At 64.4% G+C, this 21,886-nt stretch carries 20 protein-coding genes; 15 read left to right on the top strand and 5 right to left on the bottom strand.

The annotated features are described in order from the left end of the window. The first annotated feature begins 122 nt into the window (after nucleotides 1–122). The 11 genes from FFS37_RS27840 to FFS37_RS27790 all read left to right on the top strand — a co-directional run bounded on the left by FFS37_RS27840 (nucleotide 123) and on the right by FFS37_RS27790 (nucleotide 13,057). On the top strand, nucleotides 123–1,109 hold the full coding sequence (locus tag FFS37_RS27840; RefSeq protein WP_137934189.1) for a sugar-binding transcriptional regulator: 987 nt from the start codon (nucleotides 123–125) through the stop codon (nucleotides 1,107–1,109). Between the two features lie 45 nt (nucleotides 1,110–1,154). Beyond that, entirely contained in the window at nucleotides 1,155–2,600 is a 1,446-nt protein-coding gene (locus FFS37_RS27835; protein WP_137934188.1) for an ABC transporter substrate-binding protein, read from the top strand. Nucleotides 2,601–2,808: 208 nt separating this feature from the next. Next, the gene (locus FFS37_RS27830) at nucleotides 2,809–3,732 is read left to right on the top strand and encodes a carbohydrate ABC transporter permease (RefSeq protein WP_137934187.1); all 924 of its coding nucleotides are present in this window, start codon (nucleotides 2,809–2,811) and stop codon (nucleotides 3,730–3,732) included. Between the two features lie 9 nt (nucleotides 3,733–3,741). After that, a complete protein-coding gene (locus FFS37_RS27825) occupies nucleotides 3,742–4,599 on the top strand; it encodes a carbohydrate ABC transporter permease (RefSeq protein WP_137934186.1) in 858 nt (285 codons plus the stop codon). 2 nt (nucleotides 4,600–4,601) lie between these two features. Then, on the top strand, nucleotides 4,602–5,720 hold the full coding sequence (locus FFS37_RS27820) for an ABC transporter ATP-binding protein (protein WP_137934185.1): 1,119 nt from the start codon (nucleotides 4,602–4,604) through the stop codon (nucleotides 5,718–5,720). Further along, a complete protein-coding gene (locus FFS37_RS27815) occupies nucleotides 5,717–6,841 on the top strand; it encodes an ABC transporter ATP-binding protein (protein ID WP_137934184.1) in 1,125 nt (374 codons plus the stop codon). Before FFS37_RS27820 ends, FFS37_RS27815 begins: the two co-directional genes overlap by 4 nt. Beyond that, nucleotides 6,841–8,394, top strand: a complete 1,554-nt coding sequence (locus FFS37_RS27810; RefSeq protein WP_137934183.1) for an FGGY-family carbohydrate kinase — start codon at nucleotides 6,841–6,843, stop codon at nucleotides 8,392–8,394. Before FFS37_RS27815 ends, FFS37_RS27810 begins: the two co-directional genes overlap by 1 nt. A 10-nt stretch (nucleotides 8,395–8,404) precedes the next feature. Then, nucleotides 8,405–9,445: a 2-hydroxyacid dehydrogenase gene (locus tag FFS37_RS27805; RefSeq protein WP_137934182.1), complete on the top strand. Its 1,041-nt coding sequence runs from the start codon at nucleotides 8,405–8,407 to the stop codon at nucleotides 9,443–9,445. Nucleotides 9,446–9,491: 46 nt separating this feature from the next. Beyond that, nucleotides 9,492–11,009, top strand: a complete 1,518-nt coding sequence (locus FFS37_RS27800; protein WP_137934181.1) for a glycerol-3-phosphate dehydrogenase — start codon at nucleotides 9,492–9,494, stop codon at nucleotides 11,007–11,009. Then, on the top strand, nucleotides 11,009–12,067 hold the full coding sequence (locus FFS37_RS27795; protein WP_171026449.1) for a class II aldolase/adducin family protein: 1,059 nt from the start codon (nucleotides 11,009–11,011) through the stop codon (nucleotides 12,065–12,067). The genes FFS37_RS27800 and FFS37_RS27795 overlap by 1 nt, the downstream gene beginning before the upstream one ends. Before the next feature lie 48 nt (nucleotides 12,068–12,115). Next, nucleotides 12,116–13,057, top strand: coding sequence for a sugar phosphate isomerase/epimerase family protein (locus FFS37_RS27790; protein WP_137934179.1), 942 nt, complete (start codon nucleotides 12,116–12,118; stop codon nucleotides 13,055–13,057). A gap of 61 nt (nucleotides 13,058–13,118) precedes the next feature. On the opposite strand, the gene fba is transcribed toward FFS37_RS27790, so the two are convergent. Beyond that, nucleotides 13,119–14,183 carry a class II fructose-bisphosphate aldolase gene (gene fba, locus FFS37_RS27785; RefSeq protein ID WP_137934178.1) on the bottom strand — a complete coding sequence of 355 codons (1,065 nt, stop codon included), beginning with the start codon at nucleotides 14,181–14,183 and terminating at the stop codon, nucleotides 13,119–13,121. Between the two features lie 265 nt (nucleotides 14,184–14,448). Between fba and FFS37_RS27780 the strand changes: the two genes are divergently transcribed. The 3 genes from FFS37_RS27780 (at nucleotide 14,449) to derI (ending at nucleotide 16,550) form a co-directional block, all read left to right on the top strand. Further along, entirely contained in the window at nucleotides 14,449–15,213 is a 765-nt protein-coding gene (locus FFS37_RS27780) for a DeoR/GlpR family DNA-binding transcription regulator (RefSeq protein WP_137934177.1), read from the top strand. 98 nt (nucleotides 15,214–15,311) lie between these two features. Beyond that, the gene (locus tag FFS37_RS27775; RefSeq protein ID WP_137934176.1) at nucleotides 15,312–16,070 is read left to right on the top strand and encodes a triose-phosphate isomerase; all 759 of its coding nucleotides are present in this window, start codon (nucleotides 15,312–15,314) and stop codon (nucleotides 16,068–16,070) included. Nucleotides 16,071–16,106: 36 nt separating this feature from the next. Next, nucleotides 16,107–16,550, top strand: a complete 444-nt coding sequence (gene derI / locus FFS37_RS27770) for a D-erythrulose-4-phosphate isomerase (protein WP_137934175.1) — start codon at nucleotides 16,107–16,109, stop codon at nucleotides 16,548–16,550. Between the two features lie 77 nt (nucleotides 16,551–16,627). Here the strand turns inward: derI and FFS37_RS27765 are convergent, their stop codons facing one another. After that, entirely contained in the window at nucleotides 16,628–17,362 is a 735-nt protein-coding gene (locus tag FFS37_RS27765) for a FadR/GntR family transcriptional regulator (protein WP_232375787.1), read from the bottom strand. A gap of 393 nt (nucleotides 17,363–17,755) precedes the next feature. On the opposite strand from FFS37_RS27765, the gene FFS37_RS27760 reads away from it, so the two are divergent. Further along, a complete protein-coding gene (locus tag FFS37_RS27760) occupies nucleotides 17,756–19,537 on the top strand; it encodes an autotransporter outer membrane beta-barrel domain-containing protein (RefSeq protein WP_171026448.1) in 1,782 nt (593 codons plus the stop codon). A gap of 112 nt (nucleotides 19,538–19,649) precedes the next feature. Here the strand turns inward: FFS37_RS27760 and dhaL are convergent, their stop codons facing one another. The 3 genes from dhaL to FFS37_RS27745 form a co-directional block, all read right to left on the bottom strand. Continuing rightward, nucleotides 19,650–20,288: a dihydroxyacetone kinase subunit DhaL gene (dhaL, locus tag FFS37_RS27755; RefSeq protein ID WP_137934172.1), complete on the bottom strand. Its 639-nt coding sequence runs from the start codon at nucleotides 20,286–20,288 to the stop codon at nucleotides 19,650–19,652. Between the two features lie 12 nt (nucleotides 20,289–20,300). Beyond that, nucleotides 20,301–21,308, bottom strand: coding sequence for a dihydroxyacetone kinase subunit DhaK (locus tag FFS37_RS27750; RefSeq protein WP_137934171.1), 1,008 nt, complete (start codon nucleotides 21,306–21,308; stop codon nucleotides 20,301–20,303). A 75-nt stretch (nucleotides 21,309–21,383) separates the two neighbouring features. Then, nucleotides 21,384–21,857 carry a 6,7-dimethyl-8-ribityllumazine synthase gene (locus FFS37_RS27745; protein ID WP_137934170.1) on the bottom strand — a complete coding sequence of 158 codons (474 nt, stop codon included), beginning with the start codon at nucleotides 21,855–21,857 and terminating at the stop codon, nucleotides 21,384–21,386. Between the last annotated feature and the right edge of the window lie 29 nt (nucleotides 21,858–21,886).

Below are 21,886 nucleotides of genomic sequence, written 5' to 3'. Positions count from 1 at the left end.
GCTGGTCGTTTCGGCCCGGCAGGCTGAAGCCTGTTTCAAGGCGCATGCGATTTTTGCCGATTGCCCCGCTTGACTTAGCCAAGCCTGTATGAAAAATTTTGCATCAACTGATAAAAATATCAATGGGACGGAACGTGGTTGGATTTGGGAACGGCCTCTTGCGTGACGATGAGAGCAGCATGGCGGCGCGTGCCGCATGGCTTCACTATGCCGGCGGCCTGACCCAGTCCGAGGTTGCCAAGCGGTTGGGGCTGACCAGCCTCAAGGCCCATCGCCTCATCACCAAGGCCAACCAGGAAGGGTTGGTGAAGGTCTATATCGACGGTGAAGTCTCCGAATGCGTCCAGCTCGAGGACGAGCTGTCGCGCCGCTACGGTCTCGACTATTGCGAGGTGGTTCCGGATTTCGATTCCGAGGATCTGCCGCTCAAGGCGCTCGGCATTGCCGGCGCGCAATTCCTCAAGCGCGAGATCGAGCGTGGCGAAGAGGCGCTGATCGGTGTCGGCCATGGCCGCACGCTCGCCGCCTGCGTGGAATACCTGCCGCGCACCTCCACGGACCGGATTCGCTTCGTGTCGCTGCTGGGCGGCCTGACGCGGAAATTCTCGGCCAACCCGCATGACGTGATCCATCGGCTGGCCGAGCGCACCGGGGCCGAGGCCTATGTCATGCCGGTGCCGATGTTCGCCAACACCGCCGAGGATCGCGCCGTGCTGCTCGGGCAGAAAGGCATCAGCGAGGTCTTCGATCTCGCCCGCTCCGCTGACCTGCTGTTCGCCGGCATAGGCACGTCCGAGCGCGAGGCGTCGCTGGTCGCCACCGGCATGATCGAGAAGGGCGAGATGGAGGAAATCCGGCGCAATGGCGGTGTCGGAGAGTTGCTCGGCCACTTCTTCGATGATGCCGGCAAGGCGGTCGCCACCACCGTTTCCGACCGGGCGCTGGCGCTGTCGCGTGAGGACATAGCCAGCCGCCGCATCGTTGCCGTCGCCGGCGGCAAGATCAAGGTTCGTGCCATCAAGTCGGTGCTGGAGGGCCGCTATCTCAAGGGCCTCATATCGGACGAGCGGACGGCACGATCGCTCCTGGAAGAGACGCCGGTCGGGTAGCCGGCAACAGTTCAGTTGAAACTACCCTGTGGAGGAGAAGACGAAATGCATGAGAAAGAGAAAGACCTCATAGACGCCTTCCTGCGTGGACAAGTCGACCGTCGTGGACTGATCAAGGGCCTGGGTGCGATGGGCCTTGCGGCCGGCACCGCCGGCACGCTGCTCAACCTGGGGCAGACCCGTGCGCTGGCCGCCGACTTCGACTGGAAGGCGCACAAGGGCAAGACCATCAAGCTGCTGCTCAACAAGCATCCCTATGCCGACGCGATGATCGCCGACCTGGAGAACTTCAAGCAGCTGACCGGCATGAACGTCGTCTATGACGTGTTTCCCGAGGATGTCTATTTCGACAAGGTCACCGCCGCGCTGTCGGCGAGTTCGCCCGAATACGACGCCTTCATGACCGGCGCCTACATGACCTGGACCTATGGTCCCGCCGGCTGGATCGCCGACCTGAACGAATGGATCAAGGATCCCGCCAAGACCAACCCGAACTATGCCTGGGACGATATGTTGCCGGGGGTGAGGTCGTCCTGCGCCTGGAACGGCAAGCCGGGCGGCGCGCTCGGCTCCGAGGATGCCAAGCAGTGGTGCATTCCGTGGGCTTTCGAGCAGAACAACATCACCTACAACAAGGGTATGTTCGACAAGGCCGGCGTCGGCGTTCCGGGCAACATGGATGAGATGATCGCGACGGCGGCGAAGCTGCAGAAGGACATTGGCGGCGGCGTCTACGGCATCGGCGTGCGCGGCTCGCGCTCCTGGGCGACGATCCATCCGGGCTTCCTGTCGGCCTATGCCAACTTCAACGAGAAGGATCTCAACGTCTCTGCCGACGGCAAATTGTCGGCGGCCATGAACACCGCCGGCTCAAAGGCCTTCCATGCCAAATGGGTGCAGATGATCCAGGAGAGCGGCCCCAAGGATTGGTCGACCTACACCTGGTACCAGGTCGGCACCGACCTCGGCGCCGGCGCCTCGGCGATGATCTTCGACGCCGACTGCCTCGGCTACTTCATGAATGGCGGCGACAACAAGATGGCGGGCAAGCTTGCCTATGCCGCCTTCACCGCCAACCCGGAAGCCAAGGCCTCGACGCCCAACATCTGGATCTGGTCGCTGGCGATGTCCAACTTCTCCAAGGACAAGGACGCGACCTGGTATTTCCTGCAATGGGCCTCGGGTCCCGAGCACGCTCTGTTCGGCGCCACCAAGATGGATTTCGTCGATCCGGTCCGCCAGTCGGTCTGGAAGGACGAGATGTTCCGCGAGAAGCTGAACAAGAGCTATCCGGGCTATGTCGAGATGTTCGACGCCTCGGCCGCCGGCGCCTCGATCAAGTTCACCGCGCAGCCGCTGTTCTTCGACCTCACCACCGAATGGGCGGCGACGCTGCAGAAGATGGTGGCCAAGGAATTGCCGGTCGACGAGGGCCTGGACAAGCTGGCCGAGAGCATCAACGGCCAGCTCAAGGAAGCTGGTCTGGGCTGAGGCTGTCGCCGGAGCTGGCCCGCCCCGGCGGGCCACTCCACTTCACCATTTTACGTCTGCGACGCGGCGCCTGCGGCATCGGACCCCGAAAGCGGAATCCGGTCTTGGGAAATCCGATGCTCGAAAGCGCGCCGCCAATTCGCCCCCCGGCCGCCTGGCTCCCTCAGGCGGCCGGCTGGGCGCGACAACAGGGATCACGGAGCAGCGGATGACTGCCGCAACAACCCACAGGGCCGGGCCGTCCGGCTTCAGGATCAGCAAGCGGGTGCTGCCCTATGTGCTCAGCCTGCCGGCCTTGCTCGTCTGCATCGGCATCCTGATCCCGTTCCTGACTTCGGTCGTCTACTCGTTCCAGCGCTACAGGCTGAGCCAGCCATGGGCGCGCCAGTTCAACTGGGGCGACAACTACATCTCCTTCTTCACCGATCCGAAGTTCTGGAACACGCTCAAGGTCTCGCTGCTCTATGCCGGCACCACGGTCGTGCTGGAACTGCTTCTGGGCCTCGCCATCGCAATGCTGCTGCAGAAGCGATCGACGCTGAACAACTTCATCTCCATCATGCTGTTGATGCCGCTGATGACGGCGCCCGCGCTTGCCGCGCTGATGTGGAAGCTGATGACCAACCCCGGCTTCGGTGTCTTGAGCTACCTTGCCAGCCTCATCGGGCTGCACGATTTCCGCTGGGCCTCGTCGCCGTCGACGGCGCTGTTCACCGTGGTGCTGGTCGATATCTGGGTCTACACGCCCTTCATCATGATCCTGCTGCTTGCCGGGCTGCGCAGCCTGCCGACGCAACCCTTCGAGGCCGCGGCGCTCGACGGCGTGCCGCGGAGCTTCGTCTTCTTCCGCATCACGCTGCCGATGCTGACGCCCTACATACTGACGGCGACGCTGTTTCGCCTGCTCGATTCCATCCAGCAGTTCGACATTATCTACGCCATGACCCAGGGCGGGCCCGGCGACACGCTGACCGTCTTCCAGGTCGAGGCCTATCTCAACTTCTTCCAGTCGACCAATGTCGGCCGTTCGGCGGCGCTGATGATCATCCTGTGGGCGATCACCTATTTCCTCTCCAACATCTTCATCAAGAACTGGCTGCGGCTGCGCGAACGCGCCCGTGGGCAGGCATAGGGGGCGGCGATGGAACACACCTCTCTCATCGAACGCATCCTGCGTGGCTTGGCCCTGACGCTGGTGGTGATCTTCTTCATGTTCCCGATCCTCTGGATCTTCATGATGTCGTTCCAGACCAACGAGACGATCCTGCGCATCCCGCCGCAGCTGATCTTCGAGCCGACGCTCGCCAACTATACGGCGCTGATCACCGGCAAGCTGATGACCGCCGCCGGCACGCTCGACATCGCCTTCATGCGCAACCTGTGGAATTCGGTGTTCCTGTCGGTTACCTCCGTCGCCGTGTCGCTTCTGCTCGGCGTCCCCGCGGCCTACGCCTTCGCGCGGCACAAATTCCGTGGCTCCGAGGACATCGCCTTCACGCTTCTGTCGTTCAAGTTCGCGCCGGCGCTGCTGGTGCTGCTGCCGCTTACCCTCTATTTCCAGAAGCTCGGGCTGGCCAACACCTATATCGGGCTGATCTGGGTCTACCAGCTGATCTGCCTGCCGCTGATCCTGTGGATCGTGCGCGGCTATTTCGAGGATATCCCGGCCGACATCGAATATGCCTACCGCATCGGCGGGCATTCCTGGTTCGCGACCTTCCGCAAGATCGCGCTGCCGCTTGCCGGCCCGGGCATCGCGGCGGCCGGCCTGCTCGCCTTCATCTTCGCCTGGAACAATTTCGTCTTCGCGTTGGTGCTCGCCTCCGCCGACAAGCAGCCGGTGACGGTCGGCGCGCTCGCCTTCATCACATCCTCGGGCATCCAGTACGGCCAGATTTCGGCGGCCATCGTGCTGTCGATCACGCCGACGCTGGCGCTTGCCCTCTATGCGCAACGCTACCTGGTCGAAGGCCTGTCGCTCGGCGCGGTGAAAGGATAGACATGGCCAGCCTCGAACTGAAAAATATCGTCAAGCGCTACAAGAGCCATACCGTCCTCGACGATCTGTCGCTGACGGTCGCCGACGGCGAGACGCTGGTCCTGTTCGGTCCCTCGGGCGCCGGCAAGACCGTGCTGCTCAGGCTGATCGCCGGGGTCATCGATCCGGATGAGGGGAAAATCCTGATCGGCGGCGAGGACATGACCGATGTCGACGCGGAGTTCCGTGGCATCGGCATGGCGTTCCAGAATTTCGCGCTGTTCCCGCATATGAGTGCGTTCGACAACATCGCTACCCCGTTGGAGGCCAAGCGGTCCTCGCAAGGCGCCATCAAGGCCGGTGTCGAGAGCGTCGCCAAGCTGTTGAAGATCGCCCATGTGCTTTCCCACAAGCCGCGCGCGCTCTCCAACGGCCAGAAGCAGCGCACCGCGCTTGCCCGCGCCCTGGTAGGCTCGCCGCCGCTTCTCCTGCTCGACGATCCCCTGCGCAATGTCGACGCCAAGCTGCGTTTCGAGATGCGGCTGGAGCTGCCGCGCCTGCTCGCCGACCGTGGCGCGACCGTGCTCTACGTCACCCAGGACTACAAGGAAGCCATGGCGCTCGGCGACCGGATCGCGGTGATGTCGCAAGGCACCATCCGGCAACTCGGTACGCCCGAGCAGATCTATCGCGAGCCCGCCAACATCGAGATCGCGCGGCTGTTCGGCGATCCCACGATCAATCTGCTCGACGTCAAGCCGGCGCGGGATGCCAGGGGCGTCTATGTCGGCCTATCCAATGTCCAGGTCCATCTCGCGGAGGCGCCCGAGACCGCGATCGGCCGCGACTGCATCATCGGGCTCAGGCCGGAAGCCCTGCATTTCGTCGGCGAGAATGAGCCTGGGGCCATTCCCGTCACGGTCGAGGCCGAAACGCCGCTCAACGAAAAGATCGTGACCCTCGTGCGCACCGTGCGCGGCCGCGAGATCCTGGTTTCGCGGCCGGCCGGCACGGCCGGCCGCGACGAGGGCAAGGCCCATATCGCCGTCGACGGCAAGAGCGCCTTGCTGTTCGATCATTCGAGCGGCGAGCGCATCGGCGCGAAGAATGTCGTCAAACTACGCAACGGAGAAGCGGCATGAGCCCAACCGCACTCACAATATCGGGCGTCGATAAATTCTATGGTCCGATCGACCGTGGCGTCCACGCCGTCAAGCAGCTGACGATGGAAATAGCCAGAGGCGAGATCGTGGCGCTGCTCGGCTCGTCGGGCTGCGGCAAGACGTCGACACTGCGCATGATCGCCGGGTTCGAGGAGGTCTCGCGGGGTGCCATCTCGGTCGGTGGCCGCCAGGTCCACACCTTGCCTCCGGTCAAGCGCAACGTGGCGATGGCCTTCGAAGGCTATTCGCTCTATCCGCCGCTGACCGTGCGCGAAAACATGGCCTTCGCTCTCAAGGCTGCCCGGTTGGCCAAGGGCGAGGTCGACGCCAAGGTCGCCAGCATCGCCAAGCTGCTCGAGATCGAGGACATACTGGAGCGCTACCCCAGTTCCATCTCCGGCGGCCAGCAGCAGCGCGCCAGTCTCGGGCGGGCGCTGATCCGCGATGCCGACCTGCATCTTCTGGATGAGCCGATGGGGCAGTTGGAACCGCAGCTTCGCGCGGTGCTGCGCGGCCGCATCAAGCACTTCATCAAGGAGCGCGGCCTGACCGCCATCCTGGTCACCCACGACCAGACCGAGGCCAATGCGCTCGCCGATCGCATTGCCGTTATGGAAGGCGGCGTGCTGCAGCAGTTCGACACGCCGGAGCGCATCAAGGAGCGGCCGGCGAACCTGTTCACCGGCACCTTCGTCGGCGAGCCGCCGATGAACGTCTTCGAGGCCTTTGTCGGGGCGACCGCCGGCCGCATCAACCTCAGGCTTTCGGACGGCCTCTCGCTCGACTACGACAGGGACGCCTTCAGCGCGCCGGTCCGCGACCAACTGCTCAGCCGCGAGCGGGTCGTCATCGGCATCAGGCCTTACGCGGTCCGGCGCTCGAAGGACGGCGTGCCGGCCAGGGTCTCGGCCAATCAGTGGCTCGGCGACCAGACCCACATCGCTGCCGACTTCGCCGGCGGTTCGCTGGTGCTGGTCGAGCATGACCGCACGCGCCTCGACCTTGGCGCGCCCATCAAGGTCAGCATCGACCCGAAGAACCTGCATGTCTTCGATCAGGCGAGCGGCACGGCCATCTCGCACGGCATGGAGCTTGCGTGATGCGTGACCTCCTCATCGGCATCGACGCCGGCACCTCCGTCATCAAGTCGATCGCCTTCGACATGTCGGGCCGGCAGATCGCTGCCGCCGCGCTGCCAAACCACTACGAGACCTTGCCGGGCGGCGGTGCCGAACAGGATCTGGCGCGGACCTGGGCCGATGCCGCCGCCACCTTGCGCCAGCTTGCCGACAAGGTTCCCAATCTCGCCAGCAGGACCGCCGCCATCGCCGTGACCGGGCAGGGCGACGGGACATGGCTGATCGATGCCAAGGGCGAGCCGGTCGCCAAGGGTTGGCTCTGGCTCGACGCGCGCGCCGCGGCCGTGGTCGAGGAGATCCGCGCAAGGCCTGAGGACCGGCTGCGGTTCGAACGGACCGGCAGCGGCCTCGCTGCCTGCCAGCAGGGATCGCAGTTCGTCTTCATGAAGCGCACCATGCCCGAAATGCTGGGCAAGGCTGCGACCGCCTTTCACTGCAAGGACTGGCTCTATTTCAAGCTGACCGGCGAGCGCGCCACCGATCCCTCAGAAGGAACCTTCACCTTCGGCGATTTCCACACCCGAGACTACAGTGACGACGTGCTTGACGTGCTCGGCGTTGGCGATCTCAGGCATCTTCTGCCGCCCATCACCGACGGCACCAGCCACAGCGCCGGCCTGTCGCCGGCGGCGGCCGGCGTCACCGGCATGCTTGCCGGCACCCCCGTGGTGCTCGGCTATGTCGATGTCGTCTGCACCGCGCTCGGCGCCGGCCTGTTCGACCGCCAGCGCAAGCCCGGCTGTTCGATCGTAGGCTCCACCGGCATGCACATGCGGCTGGCCGAGACTCCCGAGGATGTCCAGCTCAACGCGGCGGCGACCGGCTACACCATGGCCATGCCGGCGCCCGGCGTGTTCGCGCAGATGCAGTCAAACATGGCGGCGACACTCAACATCGACTGGGTGCTCGGGCTTGCTTCCGGCATCCTCTCCTCGCAAGGCATAACCCGCAGCAACGGCGAGATGATCGCGCTGGTCGATGCCTGGATATCGGCCTCGCAACCGGCTTCGCTGCTCTACCAGCCCTATGTGTCGGAAGCCGGCGAGCGCGGGCCGTTCGTCGATGCCAATGCCAGGGCCGGGTTCGTCGGCATCTCGTCGCGCCACGGCTATGCCGATCTCGTGCGCGCCGTCTTCGAAGGCCTGGCGTTCGCGGCGCGCGACTGTTACGCGGCCATGGGCCCGCTGCCGCGCGAAATCCGCCTGACCGGCGGCGCCGCTAGGAGCCCGGCGCTGCGCAAGATCCTTGGTGCGGCCATCGGCGCCGATACGCGCACCAGTGCCCGCGAGGAGGCCGGCGCCGCCGGCGCGGCGATGATCGCGGCGGTCTGCATCGGCCAGTATGCGTCCATGGACGACTGTGTCGGCGAGTGGGTGACGCCCTTGCTCGGCGAGGCCGAGCCGAGCGACCGGGAGCTCGCCGCTATCTACGACAGGATGACCACTTCCTACATGTTGGCGCACCAGGCACTGCGGCCTGTGTGGCGTGCAATGGCAGCATCGCAGGCAAATTGAGAAGTCGAGTATGCGTAAGAAAATAGCGATCATTGGCGACAACTTCATGCTGCCGGAGGTGTTTCGCGCCAAAATCGAGGAAGCCGCGACCGGCGATCTCGATATCAGGACATTGCAGACGGCCTGGCCCGATGAGCCGATGGAGTTCGGCAATCCCGCGCTCGGCCTCGATAAGGTCAAGGAGTATTTCGGCCACCCTGACGAAGTCGTCGATTTCATCGGTGATGCCGAGATCCTCGTCACCCAGCTTGCGCCGCTTTCGGAAGGCATGATGCGGCGCCTGCCGGCGCTGAAGCTTGTCGCGGTTTCGCGCGGCGGCCCGATTAATATAGACATGGACGCGGCCAGGGCGCACGCCATCACCGTTGTCAATGTACCCGGCCGCAACGCCACCGCCGTGGCCGAGTTCACCCTCGGCGCCATCCTCGCCGAAACGCGGCTGATCCGGGTCGGGCACGAGGCCTTGCGCAAGGGCGAGTGGCGAGGCGATCTCTACCGCGCTGACCACACCGGCCGCGAACTCAGCGAAATGACCGTCGGCGTGGTCGGCTATGGCAACATCGGCACCAAGGTGGTGCGCCTGCTGCGCGCCTTCGGCTGCCATGTCCTCGTCAGCGACCCCTATGTGCAGTTGAGTGCGGAGGATCGCAATGCAGGCGTCGAGCTGGTCGCGCTGGACGATCTGCTCGCCCGCTCCGATGTCGTGACGCTGCATTCGCGGGTGACGGCGGAGACACGCGGCCTCATCGGCAAGGAGACGATCGCGCGGATGAAGCCGGGGGTGATCTTCGTCAACACCGCGCGCGGGCCGCTGGTCGATTATGACGCGCTCTATGAGGCGCTGGTCTCGGGACAGATCGCCAGCGCCATGCTGGAGACCTTCGCGGTCGAACCCGTCCCGTCGGACTGGCCACTGCTGCAGCTTCCCAATGTGACGCTCACGCCGCACATAGCCGGCGCCTCTGTGCGCACCGTGACCTATGCGGCCGAACAGGCCGCCGAGGAGGTGCGCCGCTATCTCGCCGGCCTGCCGCCGGTCAATCCTTGCTGAGGACGGCGGCCATGGAGCGCAAATCCCGCAGCGGGGCGAATATCGGATGAACGGCGGTAGCGAAATCGTCGACCTTTTCGTCATCGGCGGCGGCGTCAATGGCGCGGGCATCGCGCGCGATGCCGCCGGGCGCGGCCTCTCGGTCATCCTGTGCGAGAAGGACGATCTGGCCGAAGGCACCAGCTCACGCTCGGGCAAGCTGGTCCATGGCGGCCTGCGCTATCTCGAATATTACGAATTCCGCCTGGTTCGCGAGGCGCTGATCGAGCGCGAGGTGCTGCTGGAATCGGCGCCGCACATTATCTGGCCGATGCGCTTCGTGCTGCCGCACAGCCCCGACGACCGGCCGGCCTGGCTGGTGCGGCTGGGCCTGTTTCTCTACGACCATCTCGGTGGCCGCAAGCGGCTGCCGGCCACCCGCACGCTCGACCTGCGCACCGCGCCCGAGGGTGCGCCGATCAAGGAAGCCTTCAAGCGCGGCTTCGAATATTCCGACTGCTGGGTCGACGACGCCCGCCTCGTCGTCATCAACGCGCTCGATGCCGCCGAGCGGGGAGCCAGGGTTTTTACCCGTACCGCCTGCACCGCCGCGCGCCGCGAGAACGGCCTTTGGGTGGTCGAGATGCGCGACGGCAGGAGCGGCGTCAGGACGGAGGTTCGGGCGCGCGCCTTGATCAACGCCGCCGGTCCATGGGTCAACGACATCGTCAACCGCGTGGCCGGCCAGAATTCGACCCGCAACGTCCGCCTCGTCAAGGGCAGCCACATCGTCGTGCCCAAATTCTGGGAGGGCCGGCAGGCCTATCTCATCCAGAACAGCGACAAGCGGGTCATCTTCATCAACCCGTACCAGAACGATCTTGCCCTGATCGGCACCACCGACATCCCCTATGACGGGCGGCCCGAGGACGTGAGCGCGGATGAGAGCGAGATCGACTACCTGATCAGGGTGGTGAACCGTTACTTCAAGCGCGGGCTGGCGCGCGCCGATGTCGTCTACTCCTTCTCCGGTGTCAGGCCGCTCTATGACGACAATGCCGACAATCCGAGCGCGGTGACCCGCGACTACATTTTCGAACTCGACGCGCCGGAGGGGCAAGCGCCGCTGCTTTCCGTCTTCGGCGGCAAGATCACCACCTTCCGCAAGCTGGCCGAACATGCACTGGACAGGATCGCGCCGTTCTTTCCCCGCATGGGCAAACCCTGGACGGCCAAGGCGCATCTGCCCGGCGGCGATGTTGCCAATGCCGATTTCGAGCAGTTCCTCGGCGATCTGGGAGCCGAGTATCCCTGGATGCCGGCATCGCTGCTCAAACATTACGGCCGGCTCTACGGCACCCGGACGCGGCTGTTGGTCGGAGCGGCCCGCTCGCTCGACGAACTCGGCCGATGCTTCGGCAAGGATTTCTTCGAGCGCGAGGCCAGCTACCTCTTCGAGCGGGAATGGGCCGTCACGGCCGCCGACATTCTGGAACGGCGCACCAAGCACGGCCTGCATCTGTCTCTGGGCGAGCGGGCGGCTTTCGAGCACTGGTGTTCGAACCGGCTGGCGAGGGCGGGCTGATGACACATTTCCCGGATGCCGGCGCCAATGAGTTCCGCATGCTGCGCTGCCTGTCGGCGAGCATCGGCGCGGACCCGCTGCTGGTCCAGGGCGCCGGTGGCAACACCTCCATGAAACGGGATGGCGTGCTGTGGATCAAGGCATCCGGCACCTGGCTGAAGAATGCGCGCGACAGCGAGATCATGGTGCCGGTCGCGCTGGCGCCATTGCTCGATGCCGTGGCGCAGCGCAGCCCGGCGGCGGAGAAGGCCGCGCAGTTCACGCTCGCCGATCTCAACCCCCGCCAGTTGCGGCCGTCCATTGAGACGACGGTGCATGCGCTGCTGCCGCAGAAGATCGTCGTACACGTTCACTGCGTCGAGACGATCTCGATCGCCGTACAGGCCAATGCCGAAGCCTTGCTGGAAGAGCGGCTGCGCGGCCTTGACTGGGCCTTCGTCCCCTATCGCCGGCCTGGCCTGCCGCTGGCGCAGGCGATCGCCGAGCGATTGAAGCCCGCGACCGACGTGCTCGTTCTCGGCAATCACGGCCTGGTGGTCGCGGCCGACACGGTCGCCGAAGCGGCGCTGCTGCTGCAGCGGGTGACCGGGCTGCTTACGCGGCGGCCGCGCCCGACGCCGCCGCCCGATCTCGACGCCTTGTTGAGGCTTGCCGCCGGCAGTGATTACCGGCTTCCGGCCTCGGCGGCTGCTCACGCCGTCGCGACCGATCTCGCCAACTGCCGGATCGCCGCTTCCGGCAGCCTCTATCCGGATCACGTGATTTTCCTTGGCGTCGGCTCTGTGATTGCGGGGCCAGCAGAAAACGCGGCCGATGTCGTGGCCCGCACCACCGTCGCGCCGACATCCATGCTTTTTCCCGGCAAGGGTGTGCTGATGCGCCGCGACGCCAATGCCGGCGCGGAGGCGATGGCGCGCTGCCTTGCCGACGTCACCGCACGCATCGACGAGGCGGCGCGCGTCAACTATCTCAGCCCGAAGGAGAATGCCGAACTGCTGAATTGGGACGCGGAAAAATACCGCCAGCAACTCAACCGCGAAGAGGCGACGCTGCAATGAGCGCCCCTCTCTTCACCGTCCAATCATGGCGCGGGGAGGGATAGCGGCTTGGCCTTCACGCTCTCCCTCAACACCAATCCGCTGGTCAACCGCTTTGCGGCACCCGACGACCTGATCGACACCATCGCTTACGAGATCGGTATCCGGGACGTGCAGCTCACGCATGAATTCGTCAATCCGGGCTGGCCGGCGGCGACGATCGTCAAATTCATCCGCCTGTTCCGCAACGCCTTGAAGCGCACAGGGGTGCGCGTCACCTCGGGCATGACCGGCCCTTATGGCCGGCTCAACCATTTCGGCCATCCCGACGCCGATGTGCGCCGCTATTATGTCGACTGGTTCAAGACCTTCGCCGATATCTCGGCCGAACTGGGCGCCGTCGGCATGGGCACGCAATTCGCCATCTTCACCCATCGGGACTATGATGACGCCGCGCGCCGGGCGCGGCTGGTCGACATCGCGCTGGATTGCTGGAGCGAGGTCGCCGAGCACGCGCGCGCGGCGGGCCTGGACTACCTGTTCTGGGAGCCGATGTCGGTCGGCCGCGAGTTCGGCCACACCATCGAGAACTGCCGGCTGCTGCAGGGTGCGATCGACGCCTGTGGCATGGCCATTCCGCTGCAGATGATGGTCGACATCGATCATGGCGACGTGACCTCCAGCAACCCTGCCGACATCGATCCCTATGCCTGGGCAGAGGCCTTTCCCAGGAAGTCGCCGATCATCCACATCAAGCAGTCATCGATGAACAAGGGCGGTCACTGGCCGTTCACGTCGGCCCACAACAAGGATGGCCGCATCACGCCGCAAAAGCTTTTGGAGACGGTGCGGCGCGGCGGCGGCACTGATAACGAAATCTGCCTCGAACTGTCGTTTCGGGAGCGTGAACCGGTCGACCATCAGGTCGTAGCCATGATCCGCGAGTCGGTCGACTACTGGGCGCCGTTCATCGATACCGGCAGGCTGAGCCTGTTGCCGAACGCCGGATAGACAATGGGCGGGAGCCGCTCCGGTTCCCGCCCATTGAAGTGAGGGTTCAATTCGGCTGGGTTCAGCCGAATTTCGGGTCGAGGCTGCCCGACTTGTAGCGCTTGGCCATGTCCGAAAGCGGGATCGGCTTGATCTTCGGCGCGTTGCCGGCGGTGCCGAACTGCTCGAAGCGCTCCTTGCAGAGCTTCCTCATCGCCGCCATGGCGGGCGTCAGATATTTGCGCGGATCGAACTCGCTAGGGTTCTCGGTCAGCACCTTGCGGATCGCGCCGGTCAGCGCCATGCGGTTGTCGGTGTCGATATTGATCTTGCGCACGCCGTGCTTGATGCCGCGCTGGATCTCTTCCACCGGCACGCCCCAGGTCGGCTTCATCTGGCCGCCATATTTGTTGATGATCTCCTGCAGATCCTCCGGCACGGAAGACGAGCCGTGCATGACGAGATGCATGTTCGGCAGGCGGCGGTGGATTTCCTCGATGACGTTCATGGCCAGCACCGCGCCATCGGGCTTGCGCGAGAACTTGTAGGCGCCGTGGCTGGTGCCCATGGCCACCGCCAGCGCGTCGACATGGGTGTCCTTGACGAATTGCACCGCCTGTTCGGGATCGGTCAGCAGTTGGTCGTGGCTGATCGCGCCCTCGACGCCGTGGCCGTCCTCCTGCTCGCCGCCGCCGCTCTCGAGCGAGCCCAGCACACCGATCTCGCCTTCCACCGACACGCCGCCCCAATGCGCCATGTCGACGACGCGCCGGGTGATGCCGGAATTATAGGCGTAGTCCGCCGGCGACTTGCCGTCTTCCTTCAGCGATCCATCCATCATCACCGAGGTGAAGCCGTACTGGATGGCGGTGACACAGGTGGCTTCGTTGTTGCCGTGGTCGAGATGCATGCAGACCGGGATATCGGGATGGATTTCGACCAGCGCATCGATCAGCTTGGCCAGCACCACGTCGTTGGCATAGGCGCGCGCACCGCGGCTTGCCTGCAGGATGACCGGCGACTTGGTCTCCTCCGCCGCCTCCATGATGGCGAGGCCCTGTTCCATGTTGTTCATGTTGAAGGCCGGCACGCCATAGCCGTGTTCGGCGGCGTGATCGAGCAATTGTCTCAGAGTGATGCGAGCCAACGAATAGTCTCCCGTATCTGTTTCAAAGCCTGTGGTTGCGGGCCGCCCGCGCATCGTTCGGCCCATCCATGCTTCTGGCCGGAATTCCGCGCAACCGCAACCGTGACAGACCGTCCCGGCCGCAATTCTTGTTACAGCATCGCGATGAAGAAGGCGGAGAATGTCTCAAAAAATTATCTCATTATCACAAAAATCCTGATACTTTTGCGATGATGTCTGTTATGTCCTAGGCCGGCTCACTGAGCCAAACTCGACGTCGGCGGCAATGAAAAGCGATACCAGGCGGCAAGGCATCATGGATTTCCTGATGGACGCCGGCGCGGCGAGCGTCGACGACCTTGCCGCGCGCTTCGGCATCTCCAGGATGACCGTGCATCGCGATCTTGATGAACTCGAGGAAAGCGGCTTCCTGCGCAAGGTGCGCGGCGGCGCCTCGATCCAGCCAAGCAGTCTTTTCGAAAGCGATTTCCGCTACCGGCAAAAGCAGGCGACCGAGGAAAAGCAGCGCCTGGCGGCGGCGGCCGTCGCCATGATCGAGCCCGGCCAGACCGTGATCATCGATGACGGCTCGACGGCGGGCGGCATCGCACGGCATCTTAGCGACCTGCGGCCGCTGACGGTGATCTCCAACAATCTCGCTGTCATCCAGGACCTGGCCGGTGCCGGAGGCATCAACCTCATCGCGCTCGGTGGCCAGTACAGCAAGAAGTTCCACGGCTTCTTCGGCCTGCTGGCCGAGGCCTCGCTGCGGTCGCTGCGCGCCGATGTCGCCTTCCTGTCCTCCTCCGCCATCCATGGCGCTTCCGCTTTCCATCAGGATCAGGAGGTGGTGCAGAGCAAGCGCCTGATGATGGCCGCGGCGACCCGCAAATATCTGCTCGTCGACCACGGCAAGTTCGGGCGCACGGCGCTGCACTTCCTGACCGATCTCAGGGCATTCGACACCGTCTTCACCGGACGCGAGCCCGAACCAGGGATACGCACGGCGCTGGATGCGGCTGAGGTGTCGCTGACGGTGGTCGGCAGCTGATGCATCTCGCTCATGACCCCGGTCTGGCAGGGCGACGAGCATTGAGACAAGGCCTGAAGCGCGTCGCGTTTCAGGATTGAGGATCAAGGAGAGTAAGCGTGGTTTACTGGGTCGGTACAAGCTGGAAGATGAACAAGACGCTCTCCGAAGCGCTCGATTTCGCCGGGGTCCTGGCCGCCTTCGTCCCCGGATTTGACGAGCGTATCCAGCCTTTCGTCATTCCGCCCTTCACGGCGGTTCGGCAGGTCAAGCAGGCGCTGGCCGCGACGCGGGTCAAGGTCGGCGCCCAGAACATGCATTGGGCCGACGCCGGCGCCTGGACGGGTGAAATCTCCCCGGTGATGCTGAACGACTGCGGCCTCGATCTGGTCGAACTCGGCCACAGCGAGCGGCGCGAGCATTTCGGCGAAACGGACCGCATGGTGGGCCTGAAGACGGCGGCCGCCGTGACGCACGGGCTGACGACGCTGATCTGTGTCGGCGAGACGCTGGCCGAGCGCGAGAGTGGCGGTGCCGATGCGGTGCTGACCGCTCAGGTCGAAGGCGCGCTGCAGTTCCTCGAAAGCGAGGCGAGGGCGGCCAGGATATTGTTTGCCTATGAGCCTGTCTGGGCGATCGGCGACAAGGGGATTCCGGCCAGCTCAGACTATGCCGACAAGCAACAGGCGCTGATCAAGAAGGTCGCGGGCGGCCTGCTGCCGTCGACACCGCCGGTGCTCTATGGTGGCAGCGTCAATCCCGGCAACGCCGCCGAACTGATCGGCCAGCCCCATATCGACGGGCTCTTCATCGGTCGCTCGGCCTGGCAGGCCGAAGGCTACATCGACATCCTGCGCCGTGCTTCGGCGGCGATCTGAAAACAACGCACCCAAATGTCAGGAAGGACCACGACCATGAAAATAGCCATCGGAGCCGACAGCGCGGGCAAGCCGCTACTCGATGTCATATCAGCCCATCTCGCCACCAAACCCGGCCTTGTCGTCAGCGACCTCAGCCAGTCCGGCTTCTATGCCGACCTCTCACAGAAACTCGCTCAGACGATCGTCGATGGCGAGAACGATCGCGGAATCCTGTTCTGCGGCACCGGCATCGGCGTTTCGATCTCGGCCAACAAGGTGCCGGGCATCCGCGCCGCGCTCACCCACGACACCTATTCGGCCGAGCGCGCGGCGAAGTCCAACAACGCCCAGATCATCACCATGGGAGCGCGCGTCATCGGGCCGGAACTGGCGAAGGCGATCGTCGACACCTGGCTTGCTTCCGAATTCGACGAGAAAGGTCCGTCGGCCGGCAACGTCCAGGCGATCAACCGGCTCGACGCGGCAAAACCCGCATGATCCTCAAAGGCTCGCCCGCGCTATAGTCACAGGCGAGTTCACCCTTTTCGCGCGCGGCAAAGCAGGCCGCGCGGCTTCTATTTCTGCCTGCCGAGCCTTGCGGCGAGGGAGCGCCGCACATCGCCTTCAGCGCCATCCAGCAGCTCGACCAGCAGCTTGCTGGTGGCCGCGGGATCGCGCTTTTCGATATTCTCGACAATCTGCCGGTGCAGTCCGAGCGAATGGCGCTGGCCATCCGGATTGTCGTCCGAAAGCCGGAAGCTTATCACCAGAGCGGTCTCGATAAGAGCGGCGAGCGAGCCGATCAGTTCGTTGCCCGACATGTGCAGGATCGCCTGGTGGAAGGCCAGGTCCGGTATCGCGAAGCGTTCGCCGTCGTCGCCGGCGTTTTCCATCTCTTCGAGGATTGTCCTCAGCTCGGCGATTTGTTCCGGACTGGCGCGCTCCGCTGCCAGCGCGCCGGCCGTCGGTTCGATGGCGCGGCGAAGCTCGAACAGGGAGCGGGCCTCCTCCGCCGTCGTTCTCGAGCCAAAACGCCAGAGCAGCACGTCGGGGTCGAGAAAATTCCAGTCCTTGCGCGGGCGCACCCGGGTCCCCGTGCGCGGGCGCATTTCCACCATGCCCTTGCCCGCCAGAACCTTGACGACCTCGCGCAAGCCGGTGCGGCTCGCGCCATAGGAGGCGCTCCAGTCGTCGCCGTTCGGTAGCTGATCGCCGGGGATCAGCTCACCGCGAACGATGCTCAGCCCGATCTCGTTGAGCAGCCTGGCATGAAGGCCGGAATGGGATGCGCCAGCGCCGCGCGACGCCATTCGGGGTGCCCGGAGAAAGGTCGTCGGATTCTTCATACTATTCCCATTATTCATACGATTGTCACGTGCTCACCCTAGTGAGCACATCGTTGAACCTCCCGCCAGAGCGATCGACGAACCGAAGCGCAGACAACACCGAAGAGCCACAAAATCTCGAGTCTTGCCACCGCCGACAGCGCATCGCCGTCGTTGGTCGATGGCGTGCGCGTCGAGCCGTCGATCATACACACCAACAGGAACGCGCCAGAAATGCCTCCCAAAATGATTGATCAGATCAGCAAAGCCGCTCTTGAGCGTGCGGCCTGCATTCCGAAAACCATAACTTCCTGCTTTTTGCTGTCCAGCGCCCTTACTCTGACATCGGCGCCTGCCTTTGCCGTCGAGCCGTGGATCATGGTCGAGAAGACGACCTTTACCGGCAGCGCCATAACGTCCAAGCAGCAGGGCGTGACCACCGATGGCACCAACTGGTACTTCTCCGGCACCAACATCCTCGAGCGCACGGACAAGAACTACAATCCGTCCCTGACCGTTTCGCCCGCCATTCCCGACGTTCTCAAGCTTCCGTCCGAACTCTCAAGCATGGGGCTGAACCATATTGGCGATATCGACTATGCCAATGGGCTTCTCTACATTTCGCTGGACACGAGCCAGCGCGATCCGAGTACCGGCGGTAAATATGACCACCCGGTTTTCGCGATCTATCGCGCCAGCGACATGAGCTACACCGGCCAGGCCTTTTCGCTCAACCCGCCCAACGGGACCCATGACATCGCCAGCTGGGTTGCAGTCGACGCCAAGAACGGCCTCGGCTACGGCATGGCCTATGGGAACGCGACAGAATTGGCCGTCTACAATTTGTCGGACTGGAGCTTCAAGGAATACATCCCGCTGTCGCAGACCATCGACCAGGCGCAGGGCGGCAAGCTTCTCGACGGCTGGATGTATTTCTCCACCGACAATGACGAGAAGACCATTTACCGGGCCAACCTCAAGACCGGCAAAGTCGAGGTCCTGGGCAATCTGAACATCGGCCGCGAGCAGGAGGTCGAAGGGCTTTCCTTCAACCAGACGAAGGACGGCTGGTCGATGTATATCCTCAACCGGGAGGCGCTCGAGAGTGACCCCACCGTGGAGGCCGTCGGCTTCTATCGCTATCTTCGCCCCTACGGAAACGCGCTGTCCGGCGAGATCCATGCCGACATCAACGGCGCGCTTGTCGATGACAGCCGCTTCGCGCGGGATGCTGCGAACCGAAGGCTGCAATCCGCCTTCGATGCCGTCTCCGCTCCCGTCCTGACGACCGCCAGCATCGATGCCGGCGGCATCCATGCCGGCCCGGCCAACGCCGATGGCATCGTGATCTGGAGCGAGGCGCTGACGATGACCGGCGATACGAAGGGCTTCGGCGATGCCGCCGCGTTCGGCCGCAACACTACAGGGTTCGTTGGTGGCGCGGACGCACCTGTCGGGAACTGGCGGCTCGGTGTGCTTGGCGGCTACAGCCATTCTAGCTTCGATGTTGCCGATCGTGCCTCATCGGGCTCGAGCGACAACTACAATCTCGGCGTCTATGCCGGCACGCAGCTGGGGCAGGTCGGCTTCCGCGCCGGCGCGATCTATGGCTGGCATGACATCGAAACCCGGCGCAACGTGGTTTTCCCTGCCTTCAGCGAGAGCCTCTCGGCGGACTACAATGCCGCGACGGCGCAGGCCTTCAGCGAGCTTTCCTACCGGTTCGACGCCGGCCGCAATGCCTTCGAGCCCTTTGCCAATCTCGCTTATGTCAATCTGAACACGGATGGCTTTGCCGAGACCGGCGGCACGACTTCGGCGCTGACGGCACAGAAAATGGCGACCGAAAACACCTTCTCGACATTCGGCGTCCGCGCTTCGAGCCAGTTGGACACCGGGACGACCAAGGCGGCCCTGCATGGCATGCTGGGCTGGCAGCATGCCTATGGCGAGGTCGGCCCGACCTCCGATCTGGGTTTCAACAGCGGAGCGTCCTTCACCATTTCAGGCGTGCCGATCGCGCGCGATGCACTGGCGATCGAAGCCGGCTTCGATGTATCCCTGTCGTCCAATGCGACGCTTGGCGCATCCTATTCCGGGCAGATCGCCAGGGAGGCCCAGGGTCATGCCTTCAAGATCAACTTCGATCTGAAGCTGTAGGTCGCGCCGGGGCGGCTGAAATCCGGCAATGGACGGTGGGGCGCTTCCGATCGGAGCGTCCCACCAGTTGCTTGCAACGCCGCGCCGCCCGATGGCTGCTCGGGCGCAGGGCTCAGCCGAGGCTCTTCACCATGGCGCCGATGACGGTGACGGCCGACGCCGCGCCCGGATCGATGTGGCCAAGCGATCGCTCGCCGAGCCGCGACGAGCGGCCCTTGGCAGCGACCATGTCCTTGGTCGCCTCCGCGCCGCGCTCGGCGGCGGCCAGCGCAGCCTGAAGGCTTTCGGCCAGGGGTTTGCCGGCGGCATGCGTGGCGGCGGCCGCTTCGGTCGCCGGTTGCCAGGCATCGACCATCGTCTTTTCGCCGAGCTCCGCCTTGCCGCGATCCTTGATGCCTTGCGCCATCGCCTGGAACAGGGCGACGAATTCCGCATCCGTGAGCGTCGCCTTGCCCTTGACGGCGGCCGCCGCGCGCATGAAGGCCGTCGCGTAGAGCGGGCCGGACGAGGCGCCGACGGCGTTGAGGAATGACTTCGCCGCCATGTTGAGCAGCGCGGTCGGCTCGATCGCTGAAAGATCGAGCGGCGCCAGTGCATCGCGCACCGCGTTGAAGCCCAGCGCCATGGCGATGCCGTGGTCGGCGTCGCCGATGACGCCGTCGAGCTGGCACAGCCGATCCCTGTCGGCCTCGATTGCCGCCGCGATGGCATCGAACATTTTCTTCAGGTCCGCCGTGCCGATGCCCGTCATCTACATGTTTCCTCAGCCGGCACGGAACATGGCGCATTCACAGGGATGGTCGAGCATCGTTTGCAACTCGTCATCCAGATGAAACAGCGTCACCGAGGCGCCGGCCATCTCCAGCGACGTGCAGTAATTGCCGACCCAGGTCGCGTGGACCGAAACGCCGATCGCATCGAGCCGCTGCATGACGCGCCGGTTCATGATGTAGAGCTCCATCAGTGGGGTCGACCCCAGGGAATTGACCAGCACCGCGACCTTGTCGCCGTGCCTGGGCGCCATCTCGGCGAGGATCTTGTCCAGCATCTCGTCGGCGATCTCGTCCGCCGTCCGCAGCTTGCCGCGCGCGATGCCGGGCTCGCCGTGGATGCCCATGCCGATTTCCATCTCGTCGGTGCCGATGTCGAAATTCGGCCGCCGCGTCTGCGGCAGCGAGCAGGGCGACAGCGCCACGCCCATGGTGAAGGTGTGGTCGTTGGCCTTGCGCGCGATGCGCTCGCACTCGTCGAGGGAGAGCATGAGGTCGCAGGCCGCGCCCGCCGCCTTGAAGACGAAGAAATTGCCGGCGACGCCGCGTCGCCTGTCCCGCTGGTCGCGCGGCGCCGAGGCGACATCGTCGGTGGTCAGCACCGTACGCACCTCGATATCGTCCATGGCAGCCATCTCGGCCGCCATGTCGAAATTCATCACGTCGCCGGCATAGTTGCCGTACATGAACAGCACGCCGGCGCCGCCACTGACCGCCTTGGCGCATTCGAGGATCGGATCGGGCGGCGGCGAAGCAAAGACATTGCCGATTGCCGCCGCGTCCGCCAGCCCCTTGCCGACGAAGCCGAGAAAGGTCGGCTCATGGCCGGAGCCGCCGCCGATCACCAGCCCGACCTTGCCGGCGCGCGGCCCGTCGCGGGCAATGATCGAGCGCGGACTGCCGTCCGCGCTCCTGAGATGGCGGGGATGCGCGGCGAGGACCCCTTCGAGCATCTCGTCGACGGCGCGGTTGCCGTCATTGATGATCTTCTTGGTCTGCACCGGCATCCTCCCGAACTCGGTATTTCCCGAGATACTACAGTCTGTTACCGGGATTTCCACCCCGACATCAGCGCTTCACGCAGCGATCTTTTCGCGGGCGGCGAGGATTTCGACGCAGGCCTTGGCCGCTTCCTTGCCCTTGACCGTGAAGTGCTCGAAGAAGAAACGGTGATGCTCCGCGCTGTCGTGATAATTGTGCGGCGTCAGCACCGCCGAAAGCACCGGCACGCCGGTCGACAGCTGTACGTGCATCATGCCGTCGATGACGGCGCTGGCGACGAACTCATGCCGGTAGATGCCGCCATTGACGACGAAGGCCGTGCCGAGGATCGCGGCATAGCGGCCGGTCTGCGCCAGCGTCTTGGCGTGCAGCGGGATTTCGTAGGCGCCGGGCACGTCGAAGACATCGACGGCGAAGCGTTCACCGCCAAACTGCGCCATCTCCGCCTGGAAAGCCTGCACGCACTGGTCGACGATGTCGGCGTGCCAGCGCGCCCTGATGACGGCGATGCGGGTCGTTTCATAGTCTTTGTGGGAATGCTGATTCATGGGTCCATCCTTCCGTTTCGAACCAGAAT

The organism is Mesorhizobium comanense, assembly GCF_005503535.1.
In the GTDB taxonomy this organism is placed as follows: domain Bacteria; phylum Pseudomonadota; class Alphaproteobacteria; order Rhizobiales; family Rhizobiaceae; genus Mesorhizobium; species Mesorhizobium comanense.
The sequence above is the reverse complement of the archived record's forward strand: the minus strand, read 5'-3'. Positions and strand labels throughout refer to the sequence as shown.

Bases quoted from the DNA above. Each gene is read 5' to 3' on its own strand.
- FFS37_RS27840 (WP_137934189.1), top strand. From the start codon at position 123: ATGGGACGGAACGTGGTTGGATTTGGGAACGGCCTCTTGCGTGACGAT.
- FFS37_RS27835 (WP_137934188.1), top strand. From the start codon at position 1,155: ATGCATGAGAAAGAGAAAGACCTCATAGACGCCTTCCTGCGTGGACAA.
- FFS37_RS27830 (WP_137934187.1), top strand. From the start codon at position 2,809: ATGACTGCCGCAACAACCCACAGGGCCGGGCCGTCCGGCTTCAGGATC.
- FFS37_RS27825 (WP_137934186.1), top strand. From the start codon at position 3,742: ATGGAACACACCTCTCTCATCGAACGCATCCTGCGTGGCTTGGCCCTG.
- FFS37_RS27820 (WP_137934185.1), top strand. From the start codon at position 4,602: ATGGCCAGCCTCGAACTGAAAAATATCGTCAAGCGCTACAAGAGCCAT.
- FFS37_RS27815 (WP_137934184.1), top strand. From the start codon at position 5,717: ATGAGCCCAACCGCACTCACAATATCGGGCGTCGATAAATTCTATGGT.
- FFS37_RS27810 (WP_137934183.1), top strand. From the start codon at position 6,841: ATGCGTGACCTCCTCATCGGCATCGACGCCGGCACCTCCGTCATCAAG.
- FFS37_RS27805 (WP_137934182.1), top strand. From the start codon at position 8,405: ATGCGTAAGAAAATAGCGATCATTGGCGACAACTTCATGCTGCCGGAG.
- FFS37_RS27800 (WP_137934181.1), top strand. From the start codon at position 9,492: ATGAACGGCGGTAGCGAAATCGTCGACCTTTTCGTCATCGGCGGCGGC.
- FFS37_RS27795 (WP_171026449.1), top strand. From the start codon at position 11,009: ATGACACATTTCCCGGATGCCGGCGCCAATGAGTTCCGCATGCTGCGC.
- FFS37_RS27780 (WP_137934177.1), top strand. From the start codon at position 14,449: ATGAAAAGCGATACCAGGCGGCAAGGCATCATGGATTTCCTGATGGAC.
- derI (WP_137934175.1), top strand. From the start codon at position 16,107: ATGAAAATAGCCATCGGAGCCGACAGCGCGGGCAAGCCGCTACTCGAT.
- FFS37_RS27765 (WP_232375787.1), bottom strand. From the start codon at position 17,362: ATGGCGTCGCGCGGCGCTGGCGCATCCCATTCCGGCCTTCATGCCAGG.
- FFS37_RS27760 (WP_171026448.1), top strand. From the start codon at position 17,756: ATGGTCGAGAAGACGACCTTTACCGGCAGCGCCATAACGTCCAAGCAG.
- dhaL (WP_137934172.1), bottom strand. From the start codon at position 20,288: ATGACGGGCATCGGCACGGCGGACCTGAAGAAAATGTTCGATGCCATC.
- FFS37_RS27745 (WP_137934170.1), bottom strand. From the start codon at position 21,857: ATGAATCAGCATTCCCACAAAGACTATGAAACGACCCGCATCGCCGTC.